Genomic DNA, 23,918 nt, shown 5'->3' with positions numbered 1-23,918 from the left:
CCGCCGGCAGGCGCTACTGCCAGGCGAGCCCGGCCACCGCAGGAATCAGCTGCTCGGACAGCAGCACGGTTCCCAGTGCCATCATGATGATCCCGCTGGCAAGCGTCACCCTCCGGGCAGCCCCGGGACGCGAGTGCAGCAGCTTCCGGGAGAGCAACGCCACGCAGGTGTACACGAGGCCTGCCAGCAGGACGAACGTCAGGCCGAGCAGCCCGGACTGCACCGGAACCGGCAGCGCCGCTTCCGGGCTGACGAACTGCGGAACCAGCGCCACGAAGAACAGCAGCCCCTTGGGGTTGATCCCGCTTGTGCCCACGCCCTGGAGGAAGGTCCGGAACTGGGTGGACTCGGCCGGTGAAGTCACCTCGTCGGTGAAGGTGGCGTCGCGCCATGACCGGATGGTGCCGAAGCCCAGCCACAGCAGGTAAGCCGAGCCGGTGATGGTCAGCCAGCCGAGGACGCCCGGCAAGCCGGCGAGCAGGGCGGCCAGCCCGGCCACCATCAGTACCGTGTGCAGGACGTAACCACTGCAGAGGCCGGCTACTGCGGGGACGAAGCTTCGCTGTTTCAGGCCCGCCGCAATGGAGTAGGCCCAGTCCACGCCCGGTGTGCAGGCCAGGGCGCCCGCAACCACCAGGAATGCGAGGAATAACTGGGAATTCAAGGCGGCCTCCTAGGGTGTTCTGATAGGAGAAACTCTAGGGAAAATACCGCCACAAGTGTTCCCTGTTTTACTCAGGAAATGCGGCCCACGGGTAAGATAATTGCGTGATTGACCATATCGACAGGAATATTTTGCGCCACCTTAAAGAGGATGGCCGGATGACGGCCACCGCACTGGCCGCAAAGGTGGGATTGACGGTCGCTCCGTGCCATCGGAGGCTGCGCGACCTGGAGTCATCCGGGGTGATTCGGGGCTACCGCGCGGACATCGACCCGTCCGCCGTCGGGCTCGGATTCGAGGCGATCGTTTTCGTCACGCTGCGGCAGGTGGACAGGCCCACAATGGAGATCTTCGAGAGCCGGGTGGCGGACAATCCCAACATCGTGGAGGCGCAGCGGCTGTTCGGCTCGCCGGATTACCTCCTGAAGGTGATCGCGGAGGACCTGCCGGCGTACCAGCGCTTCTACGACGCCGAGCTCACCTCGCTGCCGGGCGTGGAGCGACTGACGTCGACGCTGGTGATGAAAAACCTGAAATCGAACGCCGGACCGCCGGTCTAGGCGCGCTGGTGCCTTCTCTGCCGGGGCTTCCGCTTCGTCGGCCGCCCTGGCGGCCTGGTGCGGTCCCGGCCCAGGTCCGGCAGGACTGCCGCGCCCTGAGTGCGGGGGAGCTGTAGCGGGAGCCAGGCCGCGAGGACGCAGGCTCCGAGGACTGCCGGGAATCCCAGCCCGAACCACACACCGATGGCGAGGGCCGCCGCACTGGCTATGCCGGTGAGCCAGTGGCCAAGGACAATGCGGTGGAAGTCCGGTAGCCACCCTGTCTCCGCCCCGACTGCGTAGAACCACGCCACGGAGGCCGCCAGCAGTCCATAAGCGGCAATTTCCCACGAGCCGCCGTCGGTCAGTGTATAGGTCGAGATGGAGCAAAAGCCGGCAGTGAACAGCACGCCCGCCGGAACGCCCTTCCAGCCGCCCACGATCGCCGCTCCTGCCACGGCCGCAATGAGGATGGCCAGGATGAGTAGTGCAGCGAAGGCGCCGAGTACCCAGTTGCCGGCTACGTGCCAGCCGCCCGGCATAAAATCCGCAAAGGGGGCCAACCCTGCCAGCGTGGCCGCAAGCGCCAGGAGGAGTAGCGTGCCCGAAACAGCCAGCCGGAGAATGAGGTACCTGCCGGTGGGGCGGACCCATTCGCCGTCGGCATCTATCCACGAACCGCCCGCGGCACGACTGACCAGCCACAGCGCGAACGGAACAAGAAGGCCGGGGGCCAGGATGTAGAGAATGGCCCCGGCCCAGGGTTCTCCGGGGCGAAGCCGAGTGCCGGAATGGTGAGCAGGCACGCTGCCCCGGCCAGCACCGCCACCCCGGCGATGATGCTGGCGGCCGTCCGCACACCGCGGCGCGCGGATTCCGCCCGCCCGGTTGAAATTGCCGGTGTTCGGCCGTTCATTTGTTTATCCGGCATCAATGGTCCGAATCGCGTCCTGCCTAGGCGGCCGGGCTGACATGGACGATGATCACCTGGGTGTCCTTGGCGCCGTCGTACCGGAGATCGTAATTGACTTCCAGGCCGACTGCCGTGCCCGAGGTGATGGAGAAGTCGCTCGTCTTCGCGGGGTTCTTCTCCGTCGATGAAATCCATCGTTCAGCGGAGTCGCTGCTGATTCCATAGCGCTGGACGCCGTCGCGAATGAGGCTGAAATACTCGTCAGCCGAATCAGCGGTGAGGAAATAGGTCACTTCGCTGAAGTCGGAGCGCTTGACCGTCGTGTTGAAGCGGATGCGGTCGGTTTCGCCGGTGATTGCGCCGTTGGGTGCGGCAATCGTTAATGCGATCTTGCCGGAACCGCGGGTATTGATTTCCGGACCGTAGCTGGCCTCTGGAACCCGAACAGCCGCTTTCTTCAGGGACCCAGAACGCATGTCCAGCCGCGCGGTTTTGGTGTCGCGGATCTGATCCGCTCCGGCGGCGTCGAGAGTGGAGAACTCCGAATTACTCAAGGTGCTCGCTTGAGCGGTTGGTTCGGTGGTGTTGCCGCTGATCTGGCAGCCCGCCAGGGCGAGGCTTGTTGTGAGGGCAAGGAGGACGACGGCCGCGTTCCGCCTGGTCGCGGGGCCCAGGTCAGAACCTGCCCGTTTCAGCTATTTGCGCCTGGGCCTCAGGCGTGTAGTACTCCTCCGACAGGAAAATCGAGTAGATGAACGTCATTCGCCCGGTGGTGTGGTTGGACATGATTGACAGCGCGAAAACAGTGCCGGTGGCGTTGCCGTAGCCCGGGTTCCAAGTTTCCTTGCCCGATCCGTCCTTGAACTCCGGGCCGATAGTCTTGGCGTTCTTCAGCGGGAGAATCCCCAGTTCGTTGGCTGCCCGTTCGATCTCCGGATTGGCATCCTGGGCGTCCGGGTAGTTGACGAAAATGTCGACGCGACCGACTTTCTTTTGGCTCCCGCCGGCCCGGACGCGGATGGTGTCCGTCTCCATCTCGACCACACCATTAGGGGTCGTTATTGCGACCTTCATCCGCCGGTCTGTGTCGGTCGCGACCATGGCACCATCGGAATCTGCGTCGAGGCCCAAGGCGGTCATGTCCAGTGGCAGCGAGGTGAAGTCGAAGCTCACTTGCCGGCTTGATTTCATGGCCTCGATGCCGCTCTTGGTGAATTGGGAGTTTCCGCTGGCCACAATGGGCTCCTTTTCTGGGGAGGGTATGAATGCGCAGCCAGATAACAGAAGGGCGCTGCACAAAAGTGCAAGCAGTGGCCTGAACCTCACAATGCACCCACTACGCCGCGAACAGGGGCTGGCACCATCCGGTACTCCTCGACTCGTTGGGGCATGGGTTTCACCATCTCACCGTACGGGTCTTTCTCGCCGTGCAGCCAGTCCTCGTAGGCGCGCAGGGTGTCCTGATCAATGAGGGCCCACCGGTCGTTACTGTTCGAGATGTTGCCAAGGTGAGTGTCAACGCCCATCATCGGACTCCGATTAGTGTCGAAGTATGGATTCACCATAGGAAACTGCTCGTAGTAGGACTTCGCCCCTACGATGCTTGGTTCGCCCACCACTGTCATGGCGGCGGTGAAAGCTTCACCGGTGGTGCGGCCCCGAATGTTGTCGTAATCATCGGCGATGACGTGGTTCTGCTCCTGGTCGGCCATGTTGTAGGACGCCTGGTGAAGGGCCGTCTTCTGGTCAGAGCTCAATTGGTGGTAACCCTCCGGCCCCGAGTAGGCAGGAACGGAATCCAGGCTGGTCCAGGCATCCTTCATTGTGGGCGAGACCACACCGGCGGCTTTCATCCTCTCGATCTCTTCCATGCCGCCCTGCTGATAGGCGAAGTGCTGTGAGCCGATGTCCGAGAAGATCTCCTTCTGCATGGACAGGAACGTTTCCTCGTAATATGCAAGGTCGGACTCGCCCAGGGACGCCAGGAGCGTGATCCAGCTTCGCTGCGCAGGGTCCGTGCCATCCAGCTGCTCTGACAAGTCCTGGCCAGCCGCGGCTGCCTTCCGGAGGACAGCCAGGTCTTCAAAGCCGGCGATGAAAGTTGGCCCCACCTGGTTGGCCATGCCGATCCACTCCATTCGGGGATCGTTCTTGTAGAGCTCAGCGTAGAAGGCGTACACCTTGTAGATGTCGGCGCGGTTGTAGTCAACGCCCTTGGACGGATCCCAGTGGTTGGGATCAATGCCTGCCTCTCGCATAGCGGATTCGGCCCAGTACTGCTGCAGGAACTGGCCGTAGCCGTTCTTGTTCCCTTGGGCGTCCAACGGGGCCATGGCACCCGAGTCCACGAGGCCGTCCAGAACGCCCTTTGCGGCATCGGCGTTGGCTTGGCTCTGCCGGACCCACTGCTGGAATTCCTCGGACTTCAGGTAGACATCGCGTTCCTCAGCGGTCATGCCGGTGAGCTTGTCCGTCACCTCCTGGGTGGCGTTGGCCGGGGAGCTGCCATCGCTCCCAGGCCCTCCCGCGCCCCCGCCGGTTGAGCCTGTGCTGGCGCGGTCCTGCTGGTCGGCGTTCTGCAGCAGGGCTTTGGATGCGCTTTGGATGCCGGCGGCCGCCGCCCTGAGTACCTTCGCGTGGGAGGCGTTCCAGTCGCTGCGGAAGCGTTCGCCGTCGTGGCCCTTCCATGGGCTGGTGGCGATAGAGCTGCCCAACTGCTGTCCCAGCTGGTCCAGCCGGTTGGCGCCGTTCGCCAGATCCTGTGCCAGCCGGCGTAGCTGTGCGATGTCCGCACCGTAGAAGTTCCCCGCCACTTTTCCCCCTGTTTGAAGTCCACGGTCAGCCTAACGGCTTTGGCGGCAGGCAGCGATGGGGAGAGGTCCCCGCCTGGTGCGGCGTCAGGCGCCCAGCAGTCCTGTGGTCCGGTACGGAATGACCTCGCGCAGGAACATGCTGGTGGACGTCCGGACAATGCCAGGGCAGAGCCGGATTTCCTCGGACACCCGGTAGAGGTCGTCCGGGCTCTTGGCCACCACGCGGATCAGGAGGTCGGTGTCGCCGGCTGGGGCATGGCATTCCAGGACTTCAGGGATCTCCCGCAGTGCGGCGATGGCCTCGTTCAGATGGCTCTGGTCCAGTTCCGCGCTCACTGCGGCGGCCACGCCCCGGCCGAGTGCCGAGGGCAGCACCCGGCTGCTGTTGGGGCGGAGGGCGCCGGCCGCCGTCATCCGCTCCAATCGCGACTGCACGGTACCCCGTGCCAGGCCCAGCTTCTGTGCGAGCACCATGATGGGTACGCGGGGGTCGTCGTCCAGCGCGGCAAGGATCCGCCGATCGGTGGGATCGAGTTCCTGCAATCTGATCACTTCCTGCCTGTTGCGCGCTTTGCGATTGATCAGATTGACCAGCGAAGCACTTGCTCGTTGCGCCTACTGTAGGGCTTCTGTTGAAATAGTGGCAACAAGGGACGCAGGCTACCGCCGGATCCCGCAGGCTACAGGAGCCCCGGCACACCACCCGGTCCCTGGAACAGGTTTCCCGCAAGGAAGCCGCCGCTGATTGACACTTGTTCACGCATCGTCATTCCGCAAGCAGTGCAAGGGGTCCGGAGCTACGCTCCCGGACCCGGCACGGCAAGAGCCCCTGAGCCACCGACGCCGGATCACCCGGAGTGTTCGGTAGCTGAGGGGCTCTTGTGTTTGATCCTGCGTTTGTACCGCACGTCGCCGGTGAGCCTAGGCTGGTGCCATGACATCCGCCGGCCGCTTCGCTCCGAGCCCCTCCGGCGAACTCCACGTCGGAAACCTGCGGACAGCCATTCTCGCGTGGCTCTTCGCCCGCTCAACCGGCCGGCGCTTCCTGATGCGCGTGGAGGACCTTGACCGGGCACGTGCCGGTGCGGAGGCGGAGCAGCTCCGCGATCTGGCGGCGATCGGCGTGACCTGGGACGGCGGCGTCGTACGCCAAACGGAACGCGAGCCGCTGTACGCAGAGGCGATCAGCCGCCTCGCAGCCGCGGGGCTGACGTATGAATGCTTCTGCACCCGGCGGGAAATCCAGGAAGCCCCGTCCGCGCCGCACGCCCCGCAGGGTGCGTACCCGGGCACGTGCCGGAACATGGAACCGGCAGAACTGGAATTCAAGCGGACAATCCGGCCCGCCGCCATCCGGCTCCGCGCGGGGGTGACGGACTGGACGGTCGAAGACCGGCTGCACGGCACGTACAAGGGCGTAGTGGACGACTTTGTGCTCCGGCGCAATGACGGCGTTACTGCCTACAACCTGGCCGTGGTGGTGGACGACGCAGCACAGGGAATTGACCAGGTGGTCCGTGGGGGCGACCTGCTGCCCTCGACGCCGCGGCAGGCCTATCTGGCGGCCCTGTTGAATATTCCCGTTCCGGAATATGCGCACGTGCCGCTCGTAGTGAATTCCGACGGCGTACGGCTGGCCAAGCGCGACGGCGCAGTGACGTTGCCGGACCTCGCGGACGCCGGGCTGGATGCGAGCCGTCTCCGGGACATCATCCTGGAATCGCTGGGCCTCCCCGCCGGGCCGCTGCCGCGAGCCCTGGGGTCCTTTGATCCCGATGCACTGCCACGGGCCCCCTGGGTGTGGCCGGGGGCGGTGCGGCCAGGCGCGTAGGCTGGAACCATGCCAGAAACAGGAACCCCGGACGCAAACCTCCCCCAGCCACGATTCACTGTTGACACGGCCCGGGTCCTCGCCGAGGTGGCCCACAACCGCCAGAAGGACAAGCTCAAGCGGCCATACCGCGAACATGTTCTCGCCGTCGGCGATGCCCTGGCGGACTTCGACGACGACATCCGGATTGCCGGCTACCTGCACGACATCGCCGAAGACACCCCCATCACCCGGCAGGCGCTGCTGGACATGGGCGTCTCCGAGCGCGCCGTGGACATCATTGAGCGTGTCACCAAGCGGCTGCATGACAACCCGGACGACTACCAGGCCGGTATCCGGTTCATCGCCGAGGACCACGACGCCGCACTGGTCAAGATCGCGGACAACGCCCACAACTCCCTACCTGAGCGCGTCAAGGCGTTGGCCGAAAAGTGGCCGGACAAGCCGCCGGTCACCCGGTACGACGAGGCCCGGCCGGTGCTCTATGACGCCGTCCCGGTGGACGAAGTCCGGAAGATCCTGGCCCGCGTGAACCCGTGGCTGCTCGAGGAGCTGGACGACCGCCTGGACGAGGCCGACGACACCGACTACGAGAACCTCTCCTATGACGACACCGCAGGAGTCGAGCCTGTCTCCCCGGTGGCCGAGCCTGCCGAGACCTCGGAAAGGGCAGACGCCCGGCCGGACGGGGCCTCTTAGGCTCCGGCTTTCAGCTGCTCCAGCGCCGCGTTCATCCGTTCGGTGCCGCGCTTTTCATCGATGACAATCGATACGCCCAGCGCCAGCACAATCACCAGCAGGCAGACGGGCACCGAGACCCCGGCGGCGGCGAGTCCAACGCTGCCCGCTAGCGAAACGACGATGCCGGCCGCCACGGCAATGACGGTCCGGTCTACGCAGATCATGACGCTGAAGAGCCAAGTCAGGGAAAGTTTGAACAGCGCCACGGGTACCGCGATGCAGGCCACGGCCACGGCGGCGCTGATGTGGGCCTCGTGGTCGATGTAGTAGGCCGCCACGTGCAGTCCGGCGCCGGTTGCGGCGATGGCAGCGAAGATGGGCATGTGCCCGTAGCCGAAGAAGAATGAGCGGTGGCGTTGGTGATGCAGGGCCGGGCCGGCGGGCAGGATGAAGTAGATCCACCACATGCTGAATGCAAGTGCCGTTCCGCCGAATCCCACCAGCGCCGCATCGACGCTCCAGCCATGGTGGGCCACGATGGCGCGGAGGGTTTCGATCGCCCCGATCAGGCATTCGCCAAGGGCAATGATGGCGAGCAGCCCGTAGCGCTCGGCGATATGGTGCGCGTGCCACGGGGTCCGCATGCCGCGCTCCGCGGCGTAGAGCGTGGCCATTTCCAGGACGAACAGGGGCGCAGCAACGAGGAATGTGGCCAGGATGTCCGCCTCAATGACGAGCACAGCGATCCAGCCGAGCTGCACCACGCCAAGGTAGGTGGCGTAGCGCCGGCAGGTCTGCCGTCGTGCGGGATCCTGCCGTGCCGCGCGCAGCCACTGGAACACCAGGGCCAAGCGCATGATCACGTAGCCGCCCACCATTACGGCGTTGTCCACATGGTCGCCCTCCACGAGCGAGTGGAACATCGGCTCAATTCCCATGGCCAGGATCAGTACGCCGAGAAGCTGGACCATGGTGACCACGCGGAACACCCAGTCGTCGGTGTCGTAGGCGCTGGCAAACCAGGTGAAGTTGATCCAGGCCCAGATCACGGCGAACATCGCGAAGGAGAAGCCCAGCAGCCCGGCACCAAAGTGGGCTTCGGCTATCTCGTGGGCGAACTGGCTTCCGGCCACTCCGAAGGCAATGACAAACGTCAGGTCGAAGAACAGTTCCAGTGGCGTGGCGGCACGGTGCTGCTCATGCGGGTCACGGCCGCCCATGCGGGCCACGGCATGCCGAAGGGGATTGTTGGACATGGCTCAAAGAGTACCGCTGTGAGCCGCGGCCGCTCCAGCGCTGCCCGCTACGCGTCAGGAGCCGACAGGACCGGTACCGGCCGAGGCTGCCCGCGCCCGCCACATGAGGCCGATGTATACGAGGTCGAAGATGCTGCAGAGGGCGCCGACGCCCAGGATCAGCGGCGCGTTGCCGAACCAGCCGAACACGATGGTGGGAGCCAGGGTTCCGATCCATTTGGCGACGGCGATCAGCAGGGACTGGCCCCGGGCGCCACCGCGTGCAGCGAACATGGCGATGAACAGCCCGGACATCAGCAGGTTCTGCAGGAAGGCCGAATAGCGCGGCGCGGCCCCCCAGCCGAACTCAGCAACGAACAACAGCTGCACTGCGAAGGCAGTGACGCCCAGGAGGAGCGCCCAGCCAAGGAAGAGCTTCCGCGTCACCCAGGCGGGTAACCCGGCCTGCCCGAACCTGAAGAACGTGTACAGGATGACGACGTCCGCCAGCGCCCACACGATGTTGATGACGCCCTGGACGGACAGCCCGGTGGCGGCCGAATGAGACGCATAGATGGCCTCCCAGGCGAAGTTCAACGCCAGGGCTGCGGCGGGGATCGCATAGGTCCGGTCCCTGAAACCGATCCGGACTGCGTCAACATACACCACCGTCCAGGCGATGCCGCTGAGAACAGTCAGGAACAGGATCATCGGACGCGCATCAGGGAGCTACACCCGGCCGAGTGCGTCGATGTCCTCCAGAAACAGCTCGTGGACCTCTTTGCTGACCGTGGTCCGCGTGTCCCCGATAGCGTCGAGGTAGTCCTGCGTGGCCGGTCCCTTCCGGACGGCCTCGCGGACGGAGACGGTGCCCCCGGAAGCCAACCCGCCGTCGTCGTACACTGCCTTTTCCAGTGCACGCTGGGAGGCGCTCCGGGCCGCGTACTCAATGTCTGCGGGCGAGAAGCCCTCGGTGCGGTCCACCAGCAGCTCAACGTCCACGTCGTCCACCACGGTGGCCGGGATGAAGCGTTCCCACATGGCGCGGCGGGCTTCGGAGTCCGGGAGCCCGATGGGGATCACGTAGTCGAACCGGCCGTGCCGCAGGAAGGCAGTGTCCAGCGCGCGGATGAAGTTCGTGGCGCAGACCAGCAGGCGGCCGGGTTGTTCGCGGAACGCCGGGATGATCTTGAGGAGCTCGTTGGTGACACCCTGCAGCGGCGACGGCGGTTCGCCGGACCGCTGGGACGCGATCTCCTCCACCTCGTCTATGAACACCACGGCATGTTCCAGCTCGGCGATCTCCAGGAACGTCTCACGGAGCGCGCCGGCCAGGCCCTTGGGATCGGCGGCGAGCCTGGAGGGGAATACTTCCACGAACGGCCATTCCAGGCGGGACGCGATCGCCTTCGCAAACGTGGTTTTTCCGGTGCCGGGAGGGCCAAAGAGCACGACGGCGCGCGGCGGCACCACACCAAATTCGTCCGCGAGGTCTGCTTCCGCCAGGGGGAGCACCAGCCGGCGTTCCAGCAGTTCCTTCTCGTTCCGCATGCCGGCAACGTTCTCCCAGAGGTCGCGGGCCAGGATGCGGCCGCCGAGGAGGCCCAGGGGTTCGAGTTCCTGGCGCTGCACCGGGATGGTCCGTTCGAAATACCGCAGGTTTTTCTTGAGCACGAAGCCGCGGCTGAGGAAGGCCTCCACCCGGGTTTCGGACTCCGGCATAAGCGCGGAGAGTTTGTTCAGCCCGTGCGGGGCCATCCTGTTTTCGACGGCGGCCAGCAGCGAGGTGCCGATCCCGCGGCCGCGGAATTCGGGGAGTGTGGCCAGGAAGACGATCCAGCCCTGGTCGTGCGCGGCACGTCCGACGGCGGCACCCACCACCTGATCACCCTGCACCGCCACGACGGCGTGGTCCTTTTCGCAGGAGGCCAGGACTTCGGAGAGCGCGTAGACGGGCTCCACGTTGGTGGCCTTGAGTGATTCCCAGAGGTGCAGGATGCCGTCAAGATCGGCCGAATGGAAATCCCTGATCCGCCAGGTGGTCATGAGCGTTACTCCTGAGGTGGTTCGTCGTTGAGCCAGCGTGAACTTCTCTGCTGAGCATATGCGAACCGAACCCCGCCGGGGGTTGCGGCGGCGTTGCATTACGCTGGCGTAACCCCGCTAATCCGCGTTCAGCGCCGGGCGAAGCCGCAGACCGTGCATGCCGCCGTCGACCGCGAGGGAGGTGCCGGACGTTGACCCGGAAAGCGGACTTGCAAGGTAGGCGACAGCGCCGGCGACCTCATCGGCAGCGACCAGCCGGCCATGTGGCTGCCGGGCGCTAAGGGCTGCGCGCTCGGCTGCGGGGTCCGGCGAAGCGTCCAGGAGGCGGCTGACCCACGGAGTGTCCACCGTCCCGGGGTTCACGCAATTGACCCGGATGCGCTCGCGGATGTGGTCGGCGGCCATCGCGAGGGTCAGGGACAGGACCGCGCCTTTCGACGCTGAATACAGCGCCCGCTGCGGGAGCCCTGCAGTCGCGGCGATCGAGCACGTGTTCACAATCGACGCCGACGGTGAGCTGCGTAGATAGGGCAGGGCGGCGCGGCTTACCCGCACAATCCCCAGCACGTTGATGTCCAGAACGCGGTGCCATTCGGCATCGTCGTTCGCGGTGACATCCCCCTGGGCTCCGATTCCGGCGTTGTTGACCACCACATCCAGCCGGCCGAACTTTGTGACCGCGGCGTCGACGGCGGCGCGCACCGACGCGTCGTCCGCCACGTTGCATTCGATGCCGAAGTGCGGCGTCCCCGCCGGGTTAAGGTCCAGTACCGCCACGCGCGCTCCGCCTGCGGCCAGCCTGTCGGCGATCGCGGCGCCGATGCCGGACGCCCCGCCGGTGACAATTGCGGCGAGGCCGTCGAATTCGTTGCTCATCGTGCGTTCCCTTCCAGGCCGGCGCTTGCCTGAACAGCTGGGGTCGCCGCCCGGTAGAACTCCTGCTGCTGGCGGCCGAGGCCCTCGATCTCCAGCTCCACCACATCGCCGGGCTGGATGTACAGGAAGCGGCCGGACAGTGCCACGCCTTCGGGGGTGCCTGTGAGGATGACGTCGCCCGGTTCAAGGAGCATGTACTGGCTGACGTGGTGGATTAGCGTCGCGATGCCGAAGATCAGGTCCGAGCTGCTCGAATCCTGGCGCGGCTCACCGTTCACCCACGAGCGCAGGCGAAGGGAACCGCCGTCGAGCTCGTCCGCCGGAACCAGCCACGGCCCCAGCGGCGTGGACGACGGCAGGGACTTGCCCTTGGTCCACTGGCCGGCGGCGCCGGGAAGCTGGTAGTCCCTCTCCGAGAGGTCGTTGGCCACCAGGTAACCGGCGATGCACTCAGCGGCGTCCTCCACCGAGGAAAGGTATGACGCTTCCTTGCCGACGACGACGCCCAGTTCCACTTCCCAGTCGTACTTTTCCGACGACGGAGGGATTGGGGCTGCGTCGAACGGACCCGATACGGTATTGGACGGTTTGAGGAACACGACAGGGGTTTCGGGCGGGGCGGAACCGGATTCGGCCGCGTGGGCGGCGTAGTTCATGCCGATGCAGATCACCGCCCCGGGGCGGGCAATCGGGGCACCCACGCGGAGTCCGTCGGGGGAAAAGGTGGGCAGGTTGCTGGATTCCAGGGCGTGGCGGGCACGGTCGATGCCGCCGCCCGCCAGGAAAGCGCCGTCGATGTCTCTCGTAATCGGGGCGAGGCTGTAATGCCGTTCGACGCCGTTGGCGTCCTTGGCGATGACCGCGGGCTGTTCGTGTCCTGCCGGTCCGAATCGGGCAAACTTCACGTGTCTTCTCTCCTTTGAGGCGGCGTTTTAACATCCGAGCTTTACGGTGCTTCTGCGATCCATACTACTGAAACGTGATCCATTGACAAGTGAAACATCCGATGTTTAGGCTGGGGGCAGACTTCAATTCGAATGTGCCCCGGCTGCCGCCCAATCCGAAGAGGGATGACGCGGCGGCTGATGATGGCAGGCAAGGAGCACCATGAGCACCATCACCGCAGTGGATACGTTCGATATCCGCTTTCCCACATCCCTGGAGCTGGACGGCTCTGATGCCATGAACCCGGATCCCGACTACTCGGCGGCGTACCTCATCATCCGGACGGATGCCGAAGACGGTCACGAAGGCCACGGCTTCGTGTTCACCATTGGCCGCGGCAACGAAGTTGAGGCCGCCGCCATTGAGGCACTGCGCCACCACGTCCTGGGCCGTGACGCGGAGGAACTGCTCGGAGACATGGGCGCCGCGTGGAAACTGCTGGTCCACGATTCCCAGCTCCGCTGGCTTGGTCCGGAAAAGGGCGTGATGCACATGGCGATCGGGGCACTCGTCAACGCCCTGTGGGACCTGAAAGCTAAACGCGCCGGACTTCCGCTCTGGGACCTGCTGGCCCGGATGAGCCCGGAGGAGTTGGTGTCCTTAGTGGACTTCCGGTACATCACGGACGCGTTGACGCCGGAGCAGGCGCTGGACATGCTGCACCGCGCGGAGCCCGGCAGGGAAGAACGCCGTGTGCGGCTCCTCGCAGAGGGTTACCCGGGATACACGACGACGCCGGGCTGGCTGGGATACAGCGACGAGAAACTTGCCCGGCTGGCCAAGGAAGCCGTGGCTGAGGGATTCACTCAGATCAAGCTGAAGGTGGGCGCCTCACTCGAGGACGACATCCGGCGTGTCCGCCTTGCACGGGAAACAGTGGGGCCGGACATCAGGATCGCACTGGACGCGAACCAGCGCTGGGACGTCGCGGAAGCCATCGACTGGGTCGGCCAACTGGCGCCCTACGACATCGCGTGGATCGAGGAACCCACCAGTCCCGACGACGTGCTGGGCCACGCCGCCATCGCGAAAGGGGTGGCGCCCGTTCCAGTCGCCACGGGCGAACACGTGCAGAACCGTGTGGTGTTCAAGCAGCTGCTGCAGGCCGGAGCCGTGGGCGTTGTTCAGATCGATGCCGCCAGGGTGGCTGGCGTCAATGAGAACATCGCCATCCTGCTGCTCGCCGCGAAGTTCGGCGTCCGCGTCTGCCCGCACGCCGGCGGTGTGGGGCTGTGCGAGGCGGTGCAGCACCTGTCCATGTTCGACTTTGTGGCCGTGTCAGGCGACAAGAATGGTCGGATGATTGAGTTCGTTGACCACCTCCACGAGCACTTCGTAACCCCGGTGGACGTGCGCGACGGCTGCTATTGGCCCCCGTCCGCGCCGGGGGCGGGCAGCGAGATGATCAGCAACAGCCTGGAAAACTACAGCTACCCCGACGGCCCGGTCTGGTCCGGGGCGTCGGCGTCATTGACCACCCAGCACTAAACCAAATTCCCTACCGAAAGCACGTGGTAAAAGATATGCGCAAAGAAGCGTTTGTTGCAGGTGCCCTGGCACTTGGCCTGATCGGTCTGACCGGCTGCGGGGGCGGCTCTTCACCAACGACGGCGGACGGCAAGACCGCAATGACGTGGGCTATGTGGGTGGGAGGTACCGAGGACCAGCAAGCATGGCAAGAAGTGGCCGACAACGTCAGTACCAAGCTGGGCGACGTCAAGATCACGCTGCAGGGATCGACCTTCCAGGACTACTTCACCAAAATGAGCACCCAGCTCAGCTCCAACACGGCCCCCTGCCTGGTGGCTGTGCAGAGCCTGCGGACGGCTCAGCTCAAAGACGGCATGCTTCCCCTTGATGACCTGGTGAAGCAGAACGGCGTTGACTTGAGCGCTTTCGATTCCTCGATGATCAAGGGCCTCAGCGCTGACAACAAGCTGTACGCGCTGCCGTACGACGTTGGGCCGGTCATGATGTTCTACAACAAGGACAAGTTCGATGCTGCGAGCGTGCCGGAACCCAAGGCCGGCTGGACGGCGGATGAGTTTGTGGCAGCGTCCAAGAAACTGGCCACAAGCGGCAAACCGGCGATTGCACCGACGACGGCCGACCTTTTCGTCGAATCGCAGATCCTGGCCTACAACGGCGGCCGGGTCCTGAAGGAGGACGGAACCATGGACGCCGCCAACGCGGACTTTGCCAAGGGACTTCAGTGGGTCTCGGACCTGACGGGCAAGGAGAAGATCTCGCCGCAACTGCCCGGCGGTGACCCGGCCTTCAGCAGCAACGAATTCCTCTCCGGCAACACGGCCATGCACATTGATGGTCCCTGGTCCCTGCTGGATACCAAGGCCAAGGCCAAATTCAAGGTAGGCGTGACTACACTGCCCGCTGGCACGGGGGGCGGAAAGACATTCAGCGCCGGCTCCGGCTGGGGTATTTCCAAGCAGTGCGCCACTCCGGACAAGGCCTTTGCAGCGCTGAAGGAAATGACGGGTGACGCGGTTCTGGGCGAACTCGCGGCATCAGGACGTGCCCTGGCCGCACGCACGGCGCAGCAGCAGAAGTGGATTGACAACGCGGGAATCCCCGGCGTGGCGGAAACCCTTAAGGTCGCGGCGTCTTCTGCCGTGCCCCTGCCCAGCAACACAAACAGTGACCAGCTCAACCAACTGTTCAGCCAGTACCTCGTCAAATCCATCAACGGACAGCAGAGCGCGGCCGATGTCATGAAGGACATTTCGGCGCAACTGCCTCGCTGATCAGCACGGTGCCTGCCCGGTGGGGCGGGCAGGCACCGACCCTCACAAAGGATGCGAAATGACACTACTGAAGCCTTCTCAGCCGGGACCCCTGGAAGCGGTGCCAATCGCGGCCGTCGCGGCCGCCACCCCACAGGCCGATGCCCAGCTCGGCCGGAGGACCCTCTGGGGCCCGGCGTTTGCCGCGCCGCATGGAGTGGGCCTGGCGATCTTCACCCTGCTGCCCATCATCGTTTCCCTGGTCATCAGCCTGTTCAACTGGCCGCTCCTGGGAACCCCGGCCTTCCTCGGCTTGGGAAACTATGAACGGCTTTTCAGCGACCCCATCTTCGGACAGGTCGTCTGGAATACTGTTCTGTTCGTCGTTCTGTACGTACCGCTCAACCTGGTTGTTTCGCTGGGGCTGGCCGCTTGGCTGACTCCGCGCGTCAAGGGTCGCCACATCTTCCGGGTCATCTTCTTCATTCCCGCGATCACACCGGTTGTTGCCAACGTGGTTGTGTGGCGGATGCTGTACCAGCCCGGCGGCTTAATCGACGGTGTGGCGCAAAGTACCATCGGCATCCCGGCCCCCAACTTCCTTGGCGACGAGAAATGGGCAATGATCGCGATCGTCGTCATGAGCGTCTGGCAGGGTTTCGGCTACAACATGCTGGTCTTCTCCGCAGCGCTGGATGCCGTCCCGGAAAACCTCACCGAGGCAGCGGCCATCGACGGCGCCAACGCCTGGACGATCTTTTGGCGGATCAAGCTCAAGCTCATTTCCCCGTCCATTTTCTTTGCAACGATGATGACCCTCATTACGTCCTTCCAGGTCTTCGCCCAGCCGTTCATCCTCACCAAGGGCGGACCCGGGTCCGCGACGTCGACAATCGTCCTCTACATCTACAACCAAGGTTTCCAGTTCCACCAGCTTGGCCTGGCGTCGGCGGCCGCGTGGGTGCTGTTCGTGATCATCCTGGGAGTCACGGCAGTCCAGTTCCTCGGACAAAAGAAGTGGGTCCATTACGATGCTTGATACAACAATCCGGCCACGGCCGGTTAAGCCGGCGAAGCCGGGATCCGGAACGTCCCGCAAATCATTGACGGCGAGGCTCCGGCCGGCAATCGGCTACGCCCTTCTGTGCCTCATCGCCCTGATCTTCCTTTCCCCTTTGCTCTACATGCTCGCGACCTCCTTCAAGCCCCCTGCCGAGATTTTCAGCGTTCCGCCGAAGCTGTTCGGATCCGAAATCCGCTGGCAGAACTATCAGGAGGCACTGGACTACATGCCGTTCCTGCGCTTCATGGCCAACGGACTGTTGGTCTCGGCCGCGGGAACCGCACTTACCCTGGCGGTCTCGGCCATTTCCGGCTTCGCGTTTTCCCGGCTGCGCTGGCGCGGCAGGAGCCTCGTGTTCATGGTGTTCCTGGCGACGTTAATGATTCCGCAAGAGGTCCTCATTGTCCCGATGTTTGTCATGATGCAGAAGATGAACTGGGCAAACACGTTCCAGGCACTCATCGTGCCCTGGGCCTTCACGGCATTCGGCGCATTCCTGCTTCGGCAGTTCTTCATGGGCGTGCCGCAGGAACTGGATGACGCGGCCCGAGTGGACGGTGCCGGGATAGTCCGGACGTTCCTGCTCGTCATGCTGCCGCTGGCCAGGCCCACCTTGGCGGTCCTTGCCGTCTTCAGTTTCATCAGCTACTGGAACTCATTCCTGTGGCCGCTGGTGATCATCAACGACGTCAACAACCTCGGCACCATCCCGCTGGGCCTGCAAATGTTCTTCGGGCAGCAGGGCAACCAATGGCATCTGGTTATGGCCGCCTCAGTCATCTCGATGGCGCCGACGCTCCTGCTGCTCGTCCTGCTCCAGAAACACCTCATCAAAGGCATAGTCACCAGCGGGCTCGGCGGCCGCTAAGGCGCCGGAGCGCCGCAAGATTTCCATCCATCCCAGCAAGATCCAGGGCGCAAAACTGCGCCTCTACAGAAACCCCTCTAAAAGGAGTAACCACCGATGATCCCCCAAGCACCATGGTTTACCGAGTCGCGTTTCGGCATGTTCGTCCACTGGGGCCTCTACGCCCTGCCGGCACGGCACGAATGGGTCATGAACCGGGAACATACCTCTGCGCCGGAGTATGAGAAGTACTTCCAGCACTTCGAGCCTGACCTGTACGATCCCCGTGAATGGGCTCGCGCCGCGAAGGAGGCCGGCATGAAGTACGTCGTGCTTACCACCAAACACCACGAAGGGTTCTGCCTTTGGGATTCCGCCCTCACCGACTACAAGTCCACCAAGGCTCCGTCCGGTCAGGATCTTGTGGCCCAGTACGTCGAGGCCCTGCGGGAACAGGACCTTAAGGTGGGCTTCTATCACTCCCTGATTGACTGGCATCACCCGGATTTCCCGATCGACGGCTTTCACCCCGAACGGGACAACCCTGAAGCGGCCAGGCTCAACGAAGTGCGGGACCTGGGCCGCTACCGCGACTACCTGCACGGCCAGGTGCGCGAACTCCTGACCAACTACGGCCAGGTCGACTACCTCTTCTTCGACTTCTCCTACACCAGCGAGGACCACGAGGACATCTGGGGCGGCAAGGGACGCGAGGCCTGGGGCTCCGAAGAACTCCTGAAAATGGTCCGTGAACTGCAGCCGGGGATCATAGTCAACGACCGGCTGGATATCCCCGGCGACTTCGTCACGCCGGAGCAGTACCAACCCTCTGGACCGATGGTGGTCGACGGGGTCCAGATGCCCTGGGAAGCGTGCCAGACACTCAACGGGAGCTGGGGCTACGACAGGGACAACCTGGACTACAAATCAGTCGACCTGCTCGTGAGAATGCTCATCGACGGCGTCTCCAAAGACGGAAACCTCCTCCTCAACGTCGGCCCGACAGCCCGCGGCAACTTCGATCCCCGGGCCGTGGACTCCCTGCGCGGAATCGGCGACTGGATGAAGCTGCACTCACGGTCCATCTACGGCGCGGGGCCGGCGGACTGGACCCCGCCCTCCGATGCACGCTACACCCGCCGCGGGAACCGCCTCTACTTGCACGTCTTTTCCTGGCCGTTCGAAACGGTCCACCTGCCGGACCTGGCCGGCAAGGTCGAATACGCGCAGCTGCTCAACGACGCCTCGGAAGTCGCGATGCTTGAGTTGGGGCCTGACCGGCAGGCGATCAATACCGCCCAGGGCGGACAACCGGCGGGCACCCTGACGCTGAAGCTGCCCGTCCAGCGGCCGGACGTGGCGGTGCCCGTCGTCGAACTCTTCCTGAAGCCCGGGGTGTAGCGTGCCGGAAACCATTGCCTTGCACACCCGCCTCAAGCCAGGCGCCGCCGAGGAATATGAGGCTGCGCACGCAAGCATCCCCCCGGAACTCGTGGCGGCATTGCGTGACGCTGGGGTGCTCAACTGGCGGATCTGGCGAAGCGGGGAGGATCTCTTCCACCTCGTGGACGTCCAGGACTACCGGGCAATGCGGCACGCCTTGGCGGACCACCCGGCCAATGTCCCCTGGCAGGCGCGGATGTCGGAGCTGCTGGCGGTCGGGGACGACTACTCCGGGAACGATCAAGGCATCCCCAAGGTGTGGGAGCTGCTGCCATGAGGGCACTCTCCTTCGGCCCTTTGGGTTTCGGCGCCGCCGGCATCGGTAACCTATACCGCGCAGTGGATGACGCCACCGCCCAGGCAACCGTTGAGGCTGCCTGGGCCGGCGGCATCCGCTACTTCGACACCGCGCCGCACTACGGCCTGGGGCTGTCGGAGCGCAGGCTCGGCGCGGCCTTGAAGGACAAACCTCGGGGCGAGTTTCTGGTGTCCACCAAGGCGGGGCGGCTCCTGGTCCCGGCGGACAACCCGTCGCGGTCCCTGGACAATGAAGGCTTCGACGTGCCCGCAGACCTGCGGCGCGTCTGGGACCCTACGGAGGCCGGGATCCGGAGGAGTCTTGAAGAGTCCCTTGACCGGCTCGGCCTGGACTACGTGGATATCCTCTATCTTCACGATCCCGACGTCTATGACCTGGAGGCGGGAATCACACTGGCGCTGCCCGCGATGGAGAAGCTTCGCGCCGAAGGCCTGGCCAGGGCCATCGGCGTCGGCTCCAACTCCAGTGATGCCCTCGTGGAGTGCGTCCGGCGGTCCGGGCTCGACCTGGTGATGCTGGCCGGGCGGTACACCCTGCTCGAACAACCTGCCCAGGAACATCTCCTGCCGGCTTGCGTCGAGCGAGGGGTTGGGGTGGTGAACGTGGGAGTCTACAACTCCGGGCTGCTCGCCCGGCCCGCAATCGGCGACGACGCGCACTACAACTATGCGCCAGCGCCCCTGGAGGTCCTGGACCATGCCCGCCGGCTGGCGGCCTGCTGCACGGAATTCGGGGTGGAGCTCCCCACTGCTGCCCTACAGTTCAGCCAGCGGCACCCGGCAGTGCGTACCGTCGTCGTCGGCGCCTCGAACCCGTCACAGATGGAACAGAACATCGCCCGGATGCGTCAGCCTGTCCCGGATGAGCTGTGGGCAGAGCTGCGGCGAAGGGCGCTGGTGCCGGCGTGACGGTGAGGGTGGATGCACACCTGCACCTGTGGGACCTCGAAGCAGGCGGCTACCGCTGGCTGGGACCGCAGTACGGCCAGCTCCACAGGAGCTTTACGGCCGAGGAGGCCGGCCACCAGCTGGTTTCCTCGGGCGTGGCCCGGGCCATCCTGGTCCAGGCCGATGACACCGTGGAGGACACCAGGGCGATGCTTGCCTCTGCCCGGGCCAACGACTGGATCGTGGGGGTTGTCGGCTGGATCCGGCTGGACACGCCGGATGAGGCGGTGCCCCAGCTGGACGGTTGGCTGGACGAGCCGGGTTTCTGCGGTGTCCGGCATCTGGTGCACGACGATCCCAGGGATGACTTCCTGGCGCTGCCTGCTGTTCGTGACTCGTTGGGTGCGCTCGCGGCTGCCGGCATCCCCTTCGACATCCCGGATGCGTGGCCCCGGCACCTTTCGGCGGCCGTGGACCTGGCCGAGGCGATGCCGGGGCTCACCGTGGTCATCGACCACCTCGGCAAACCACCGCTCGGCACCCGCGAGGAGGCTTCGTGGCGGGCGCAGCTGGCCCGTTGCGCCGGGCTGCCCAACACCGTGGCGAAGGTTTCCGGACTGCGGCTACCCCATGTCCCGTACACCGCTGAGGCCCTTCGCCCTGCCTGGGATGCGGCCCTGGAGATCTTCGGCCCCCGGCGTCTGTTGTACGGCGGCGACTGGCCGGTAAGCACCCTCGGCGGCAGCTACGCTGACACCCTTGCAGTGCTGGCGGAATTGATCGGGACGCTTGACACCGCGGATGCCCGGGAGATCTGGGCCGGTACCGCCCGCCGCACGTACACGCGGGCGCAGTGGGATGACCTGCCGGCCACTCCGGTTCCTAGTGCTCCCCTTGGCTAGAGCGCTTGTCGCAGCCAGTTCTCCACACCACTGATGTGGACGGTGACCAGGGCTCGGACGAGTTCCGCGTCACCCCGCTCCAAGGCGTCGGCGATTGCTTTGTGCTCGGCCAACGTATGAGCCACGGCTTTCTCCTGGGTGAGGCCCCGCCAGATGCGGGCACGGACCGTTCGGCTGGACAGCGCTTCGAGGAGGCTGCTGAGGTAGGCGTTACCGGCGGATTGAGTGATGATGCCGTGGAATTCGAGGTCATGGGCTACGAGCTCTTCAACGTCGGTGTTTTCGTCGATGCCATGCATGGTGGCCCGGAGACTGGTGAGTTCGTCCGGAGTAATCTTCCCGGCGGCCAGGAAAGCGGTGGCGGGCTCCAGGATGCGCCGGACTTCGAACAGTTCGAGGATGGACCTGTCCTGATGGAGTTCCACCACAAAGCCGACGGCTTCATTGAGCAGTTTTGCGTCCAGGCTCGTGACATAAGTTCCGTCGCCGCGCCGCACATCCAGCACCCGGATCAGTTCGAGGGCCTTGACTGCCTCACGCAAGGAACTTCGGGACAGGCCCAGCCGGTCGCTGAGCTCCTTCTCGGGGGGCAGGCGGTCGCCCGCCCTGAGTTCGCCCCGCAGGAGCATGTCCTTGATCTTGCTGATCGCTTCATCAGTGACTGCCATGGATCCATCTTAGCGGGGATACATCCGATGTTTCCGAGCAAGGCAACGACGGCGGCACTCCAGGTTCCGTCGAAACAGAACCTGGAGTGCCGCCGTCGGGCGTTACTTGGGCTGGTACAGGTGCTGCAGGAGGCTATTCGCCGCGCTTCGCACCCGGCCCCGGGCGGTTGGCTACGAGCGGGTAGGGGCCGGTGAAGCCGTCGCGGACCGCGGCGAGCTCCAGGACGCGGTCCCGGCAGAGGCGCCAGCCGAGCATCAGCAGCGGGATGACGATCAGCAGTGAAGCAATGGTCCAAGTGCCCACGGGGGAGTCGAAGGCCATCAGGACCAGCACTGCCAGCAGGAAGGCCAGAGTGATCCAGCCGGTCACAGGCGCGCCGGGCATCCGGAACGCCGGGCGGAGCAGCTCGCCGCGCTTGGCCAGCCGAGCCAGCTGCATCTGGCACATCACAATCACGGCCCAGGTGCTGATGATGCCCAGGGAAGCGACGTTGAGGACGATCTCGAAGGCTTCGGCGGGAACGAGGGCGTTGAGCACCACGCCGAGGACGGCCACGGCAGCAGTCAGTGCGATGCCGCCGTACGGGACGCCGGCCTTGTTCATGCGGGCTGCGAACTTGGGGGCGGACCCGGTGACGGACATGGAGCGCATGATGCGGCCGGTGGAGTACAGGCCGGCGTTCAGCGAGGACAGCGCCGCGGTGAGGACCACCAGGTTCATGATCGCGTCCACGCCTTCCACTCCGATGGAGCCGAAGAACGTGACGAACGGGCTTTCGCCGGCTTTGTACGAGGTGTACGGCAGCAACAGGGACAGCAGCACCAGGGAGCCCACGTAGAACACCGCGATACGGACGATCACCGTGTTGATGGCCTTGGGCATGATCTTTTCCGGGTTCTCGGTTTCGCCGGCGGCGGTGCCGATCAGCTCGATGGAAGCGTAGGCGAACACGACGCCCTGCATCACGACGATGGCGGGCAGGAGACCATTGGGGAACATGCCTCCGTTGTCCGCGATCAGGCTAAAGCCCACCTGCTGACCGTCCACCGGCGTGCCGAAGATGACGAAGTAGATCCCCACCACCAGGAAGGTCACCAGCGCCACCACCTTGATGAGCGCGAACCAGAACTCGAGCTCGCCGAAGACCTTGACGGAGATCAGGTTCAGGCCGAGCACCAGGATCAGGGCCGTCAGCGCCCACACCCACTGGGGAACATCAGCGATGGGAGCCCAGTATTTCTTGAAGAAGTTCATGTAAAGAGCGACGGCGGTGATGTCCACGATTGCGGTCATCGCCCAGTTCAGCCAGTACAGCCAGCCGGTGACGAAGGCAGCCTTCTCGCCGAAGAACTCCCGGGCGTAGGAAACGAACGATCCTGATGAGGGGCGGTGCATCACCAGTTCGCCGAGGGCGCGCAGGATCATGAAGGCAAAGAAGCCGCACACGGCGTAGCTGATGATGAGGGCAGGCCCGGCGGTGGCAAGCCGGCCGCCGGCACCCATAAAGAGCCCGGTGCCGATCGCGCCGCCGATGGCGATCATCTGGACCTGCCGCGGTTTGAGTCCCTTGTGGTAGCCCTCATCCTCGCTGTGGAGCGTAGCTTCGGAAGCGTGCGCGTGCGCCGGAATGGTGTGGTCAGTGACTGCCTGTTTTTGGGCAGTGTCCTGCTGTGGCTGTGTCATTGGTTGTCCTTTGGTTTCCTGTTGGGGAGGAGCCGGGAGGTGCTTCGGTGGTGGTGCTGGGCCCACGACCGCCGGGTTCCCTAGCCGAGCTTGCGAGGTTAGGGGGCGGTTGGGGGTTACTTGCTCAGGTTGGCCAGGCGTTGGGGGCTGAGGAGTTCCTGGAGTTGTTCGGCGGTGAGGAGGCCGTGTTCGAGGACGAGTTCGGCGACGCCTTTGCCGGTGGCCAGGGCTTCCTGGGCGATGGCCGTTGCGGTGGCGTAGCCGAGGTGGGGGTTCAGTGCGGTGACCAGGCCGATGGATTGTTCGACCGTGAGGCGCAGGTGTTCGGTGTTGGCGGTGATGCCCCGGATGCAGCGTGCTGTGAGGGTGCGGCAGGCGGCTTCGAGGTGGGAGATGCTCTTGTGGAGGCTGTGGACGATGATGGGTTCGAAGGCGTTGAGCTGGAGTTGTCCGGCTTCGGCGGCCATGGTGATGGTGACGTCGTTGCCGATCACTTCGTAGGCGACCTGGGAGACCACTTCCGGGATCACCGGGTTGATTTTGCCGGGCATGATGGAGGATCCGGACTGCACGGCGGGGAGGTTGATTTCGCCGAATCCGGCGCGGGGGCCGGAGGAGAGCAGTCGCAGGTCGTTGCAGATTTTGGAGAGTTTGACGGCGACGCGTTTGAGGACCCCGGAGAGGTGCACGAACGCGCCGACGTCCTGGGTGGCTTCGATCAGGTCAATGGCGGTGACCAGGGGCAGGCCGGTGATCTCGGCCAGGTGCCGGCAGGCGGCCTCGGCGTAGCCGGGGGCGGCGTTCAGGCCGGTGCCGATCGC

General features: G+C 64.8%; 25 protein-coding genes. 11 read left to right on the top strand and 14 right to left on the bottom strand.

The genetic code is table 11. From position 1 onward, the window contains the following. Positions 1-13: 13 nt before the first annotated feature. Positions 14-664: a LysE family translocator gene (locus AB0N24_RS07370; protein ID WP_364122447.1), complete on the bottom strand. Its 651-nt coding sequence runs from the start codon at positions 662-664 to the stop codon at positions 14-16. 104 nt (positions 665-768) lie between these two features. On the opposite strand from AB0N24_RS07370, the gene AB0N24_RS07365 reads away from it, so the two are divergent. After that, complete coding sequence (locus AB0N24_RS07365; protein WP_104175119.1) at positions 769-1,224, top strand: Lrp/AsnC family transcriptional regulator; 456 nt, start codon at positions 769-771, stop codon at positions 1,222-1,224. Here the strand turns inward: AB0N24_RS07365 and AB0N24_RS07360 are convergent. The 5 genes from AB0N24_RS07360 to AB0N24_RS07340 form a co-directional block, all read right to left on the bottom strand. Then, entirely contained in the window at positions 1,221-2,009 is a 789-nt protein-coding gene (locus AB0N24_RS07360) for a hypothetical protein (protein ID WP_364122445.1), read from the bottom strand. The genes AB0N24_RS07365 and AB0N24_RS07360 overlap by 4 nt on opposite strands. 148 nt (positions 2,010-2,157) lie before the next feature. Then, positions 2,158-2,670: a hypothetical protein gene (locus AB0N24_RS07355; protein ID WP_364122443.1), complete on the bottom strand. Its 513-nt coding sequence runs from the start codon at positions 2,668-2,670 to the stop codon at positions 2,158-2,160. Positions 2,671-2,791: 121 nt separating this feature from the next. Beyond that, on the bottom strand, positions 2,792-3,352 hold the full coding sequence (locus AB0N24_RS07350) for a hypothetical protein (RefSeq protein WP_364122441.1): 561 nt from the start codon (positions 3,350-3,352) through the stop codon (positions 2,792-2,794). Between the two features lie 86 nt (positions 3,353-3,438). Continuing rightward, positions 3,439-4,929 carry a WXG100 family type VII secretion target gene (locus AB0N24_RS07345; RefSeq protein WP_364122439.1) on the bottom strand — a complete coding sequence of 497 codons (1,491 nt, stop codon included), beginning with the start codon at positions 4,927-4,929 and terminating at the stop codon, positions 3,439-3,441. An 84-nt stretch (positions 4,930-5,013) separates the two neighbouring features. After that, positions 5,014-5,472 carry an Lrp/AsnC family transcriptional regulator gene (locus AB0N24_RS07340; protein ID WP_364122851.1) on the bottom strand — a complete coding sequence of 153 codons (459 nt, stop codon included), beginning with the start codon at positions 5,470-5,472 and terminating at the stop codon, positions 5,014-5,016. Positions 5,473-5,863: 391 nt separating this feature from the next. On the opposite strand from AB0N24_RS07340, the gene gluQRS reads away from it, so the two are divergent. Both gluQRS and AB0N24_RS07330 read left to right on the top strand, forming a co-directional pair. Next, entirely contained in the window at positions 5,864-6,760 is an 897-nt protein-coding gene (gene gluQRS, locus AB0N24_RS07335; protein ID WP_364122437.1) for a tRNA glutamyl-Q(34) synthetase GluQRS, read from the top strand. A gap of 9 nt (positions 6,761-6,769) precedes the next feature. Further along, the gene (locus AB0N24_RS07330) at positions 6,770-7,459 is read left to right on the top strand and encodes a phosphohydrolase (protein ID WP_364122435.1); all 690 of its coding nucleotides are present in this window, start codon (positions 6,770-6,772) and stop codon (positions 7,457-7,459) included. Here the strand turns inward: AB0N24_RS07330 and AB0N24_RS07325 are convergent. The 5 genes from AB0N24_RS07325 to AB0N24_RS07305 all read right to left on the bottom strand — a co-directional run bounded on the left by AB0N24_RS07325 (position 7,456) and on the right by AB0N24_RS07305 (position 12,503). Continuing rightward, complete coding sequence (locus tag AB0N24_RS07325) at positions 7,456-8,697, bottom strand: low temperature requirement protein A (protein WP_364122433.1); 1,242 nt, start codon at positions 8,695-8,697, stop codon at positions 7,456-7,458. The genes AB0N24_RS07330 and AB0N24_RS07325 overlap by 4 nt on opposite strands. A gap of 54 nt (positions 8,698-8,751) precedes the next feature. Then, entirely contained in the window at positions 8,752-9,387 is a 636-nt protein-coding gene (locus tag AB0N24_RS07320) for a hypothetical protein (protein WP_364122431.1), read from the bottom strand. An 18-nt stretch (positions 9,388-9,405) separates the two neighbouring features. Further along, positions 9,406-10,722 (bottom strand): GNAT family N-acetyltransferase, encoded by a 1,317-nt coding sequence (locus AB0N24_RS07315; RefSeq protein ID WP_364122429.1) that lies wholly within the window; start codon positions 10,720-10,722, stop codon positions 9,406-9,408. Between the two features lie 117 nt (positions 10,723-10,839). Further along, the gene (locus AB0N24_RS07310) at positions 10,840-11,598 is read right to left on the bottom strand and encodes an SDR family oxidoreductase (RefSeq protein WP_364122427.1); all 759 of its coding nucleotides are present in this window, start codon (positions 11,596-11,598) and stop codon (positions 10,840-10,842) included. Next, on the bottom strand, positions 11,595-12,503 hold the full coding sequence (locus tag AB0N24_RS07305; RefSeq protein ID WP_364122425.1) for a fumarylacetoacetate hydrolase family protein: 909 nt from the start codon (positions 12,501-12,503) through the stop codon (positions 11,595-11,597). Before AB0N24_RS07305 ends, AB0N24_RS07310 begins: the two co-directional genes overlap by 4 nt. A gap of 202 nt (positions 12,504-12,705) precedes the next feature. Between AB0N24_RS07305 and AB0N24_RS07300 the strand changes: the two genes are divergently transcribed. The 8 genes from AB0N24_RS07300 to AB0N24_RS07265 all read left to right on the top strand — a co-directional run bounded on the left by AB0N24_RS07300 (position 12,706) and on the right by AB0N24_RS07265 (position 20,745). Next, complete coding sequence (locus AB0N24_RS07300) at positions 12,706-14,031, top strand: L-fuconate dehydratase (RefSeq protein ID WP_364122423.1); 1,326 nt, start codon at positions 12,706-12,708, stop codon at positions 14,029-14,031. A gap of 35 nt (positions 14,032-14,066) precedes the next feature. Beyond that, on the top strand, positions 14,067-15,305 hold the full coding sequence (locus AB0N24_RS07295) for a sugar ABC transporter substrate-binding protein (RefSeq protein WP_364122421.1): 1,239 nt from the start codon (positions 14,067-14,069) through the stop codon (positions 15,303-15,305). A 58-nt stretch (positions 15,306-15,363) separates the two neighbouring features. Beyond that, the gene (locus tag AB0N24_RS07290) at positions 15,364-16,323 is read left to right on the top strand and encodes a sugar ABC transporter permease (RefSeq protein WP_364122419.1); all 960 of its coding nucleotides are present in this window, start codon (positions 15,364-15,366) and stop codon (positions 16,321-16,323) included. Continuing rightward, entirely contained in the window at positions 16,316-17,215 is a 900-nt protein-coding gene (locus AB0N24_RS07285) for a carbohydrate ABC transporter permease (RefSeq protein WP_364122417.1), read from the top strand. Before AB0N24_RS07290 ends, AB0N24_RS07285 begins: the two co-directional genes overlap by 8 nt. 96 nt (positions 17,216-17,311) lie before the next feature. After that, entirely contained in the window at positions 17,312-18,595 is a 1,284-nt protein-coding gene (locus AB0N24_RS07280) for an alpha-L-fucosidase (RefSeq protein ID WP_364122415.1), read from the top strand. 1 nt (position 18,596) lies between these two features. Then, a complete protein-coding gene (locus tag AB0N24_RS07275) occupies positions 18,597-18,914 on the top strand; it encodes an L-rhamnose mutarotase (protein ID WP_364122413.1) in 318 nt (105 codons plus the stop codon). After that, on the top strand, positions 18,911-19,864 hold the full coding sequence (locus AB0N24_RS07270; RefSeq protein WP_364122411.1) for an aldo/keto reductase: 954 nt from the start codon (positions 18,911-18,913) through the stop codon (positions 19,862-19,864). Before AB0N24_RS07275 ends, AB0N24_RS07270 begins: the two co-directional genes overlap by 4 nt. Then, complete coding sequence (locus tag AB0N24_RS07265; RefSeq protein WP_364122409.1) at positions 19,861-20,745, top strand: amidohydrolase family protein; 885 nt, start codon at positions 19,861-19,863, stop codon at positions 20,743-20,745. The genes AB0N24_RS07270 and AB0N24_RS07265 overlap by 4 nt, the downstream gene beginning before the upstream one ends. Here the strand turns inward: AB0N24_RS07265 and AB0N24_RS07260 are convergent. The 3 genes from AB0N24_RS07260 to AB0N24_RS07250 all read right to left on the bottom strand — a co-directional run. Further along, complete coding sequence (locus AB0N24_RS07260) at positions 20,742-21,413, bottom strand: FadR/GntR family transcriptional regulator (protein WP_364122407.1); 672 nt, start codon at positions 21,411-21,413, stop codon at positions 20,742-20,744. The two genes, AB0N24_RS07265 and AB0N24_RS07260, sit on opposite strands and share 4 nt — an antisense overlap. A 133-nt stretch (positions 21,414-21,546) precedes the next feature. Further along, positions 21,547-23,097, bottom strand: a complete 1,551-nt coding sequence (locus AB0N24_RS07255; protein ID WP_364122405.1) for an amino acid permease — start codon at positions 23,095-23,097, stop codon at positions 21,547-21,549. A 116-nt stretch (positions 23,098-23,213) separates the two neighbouring features. Then, positions 23,214-23,918: lyase family protein (locus tag AB0N24_RS07250; protein ID WP_364122403.1), on the bottom strand; the 705-nt coding region annotated here is incomplete at its 5' end.

Source organism: Arthrobacter sp. NPDC093128, assembly GCF_040683875.1.
Lineage (GTDB): Bacteria > Actinomycetota > Actinomycetes > Actinomycetales > Micrococcaceae > Arthrobacter.
This window is presented reverse-complemented; position numbering and strand designations above follow the sequence as displayed.

Excerpts from the sequence above, each read along its gene's own strand:
- gluQRS (WP_364122437.1), top strand. The coding sequence starts at position 5,864 with ATGACATCCGCCGGCCGCTTCGCTCCGAGCCCCTCCGGCGAACTCCAC.
- AB0N24_RS07330 (WP_364122435.1), top strand. The coding sequence starts at position 6,770 with ATGCCAGAAACAGGAACCCCGGACGCAAACCTCCCCCAGCCACGATTC.
- AB0N24_RS07325 (WP_364122433.1), bottom strand. The coding sequence starts at position 8,697 with ATGTCCAACAATCCCCTTCGGCATGCCGTGGCCCGCATGGGCGGCCGT.
- AB0N24_RS07320 (WP_364122431.1), bottom strand. The coding sequence starts at position 9,387 with ATGATCCTGTTCCTGACTGTTCTCAGCGGCATCGCCTGGACGGTGGTG.
- AB0N24_RS07315 (WP_364122429.1), bottom strand. The coding sequence starts at position 10,722 with ATGACCACCTGGCGGATCAGGGATTTCCATTCGGCCGATCTTGACGGC.
- AB0N24_RS07310 (WP_364122427.1), bottom strand. The coding sequence starts at position 11,598 with ATGAGCAACGAATTCGACGGCCTCGCCGCAATTGTCACCGGCGGGGCG.
- AB0N24_RS07300 (WP_364122423.1), top strand. The coding sequence starts at position 12,706 with ATGAGCACCATCACCGCAGTGGATACGTTCGATATCCGCTTTCCCACA.
- AB0N24_RS07295 (WP_364122421.1), top strand. The coding sequence starts at position 14,067 with ATGCGCAAAGAAGCGTTTGTTGCAGGTGCCCTGGCACTTGGCCTGATC.
- AB0N24_RS07290 (WP_364122419.1), top strand. The coding sequence starts at position 15,364 with ATGACACTACTGAAGCCTTCTCAGCCGGGACCCCTGGAAGCGGTGCCA.
- AB0N24_RS07285 (WP_364122417.1), top strand. The coding sequence starts at position 16,316 with ATGCTTGATACAACAATCCGGCCACGGCCGGTTAAGCCGGCGAAGCCG.
- AB0N24_RS07280 (WP_364122415.1), top strand. The coding sequence starts at position 17,312 with ATGATCCCCCAAGCACCATGGTTTACCGAGTCGCGTTTCGGCATGTTC.
- AB0N24_RS07270 (WP_364122411.1), top strand. The coding sequence starts at position 18,911 with ATGAGGGCACTCTCCTTCGGCCCTTTGGGTTTCGGCGCCGCCGGCATC.
- AB0N24_RS07260 (WP_364122407.1), bottom strand. The coding sequence starts at position 21,413 with ATGGCAGTCACTGATGAAGCGATCAGCAAGATCAAGGACATGCTCCTG.
- AB0N24_RS07255 (WP_364122405.1), bottom strand. The coding sequence starts at position 23,097 with ATGACACAGCCACAGCAGGACACTGCCCAAAAACAGGCAGTCACTGAC.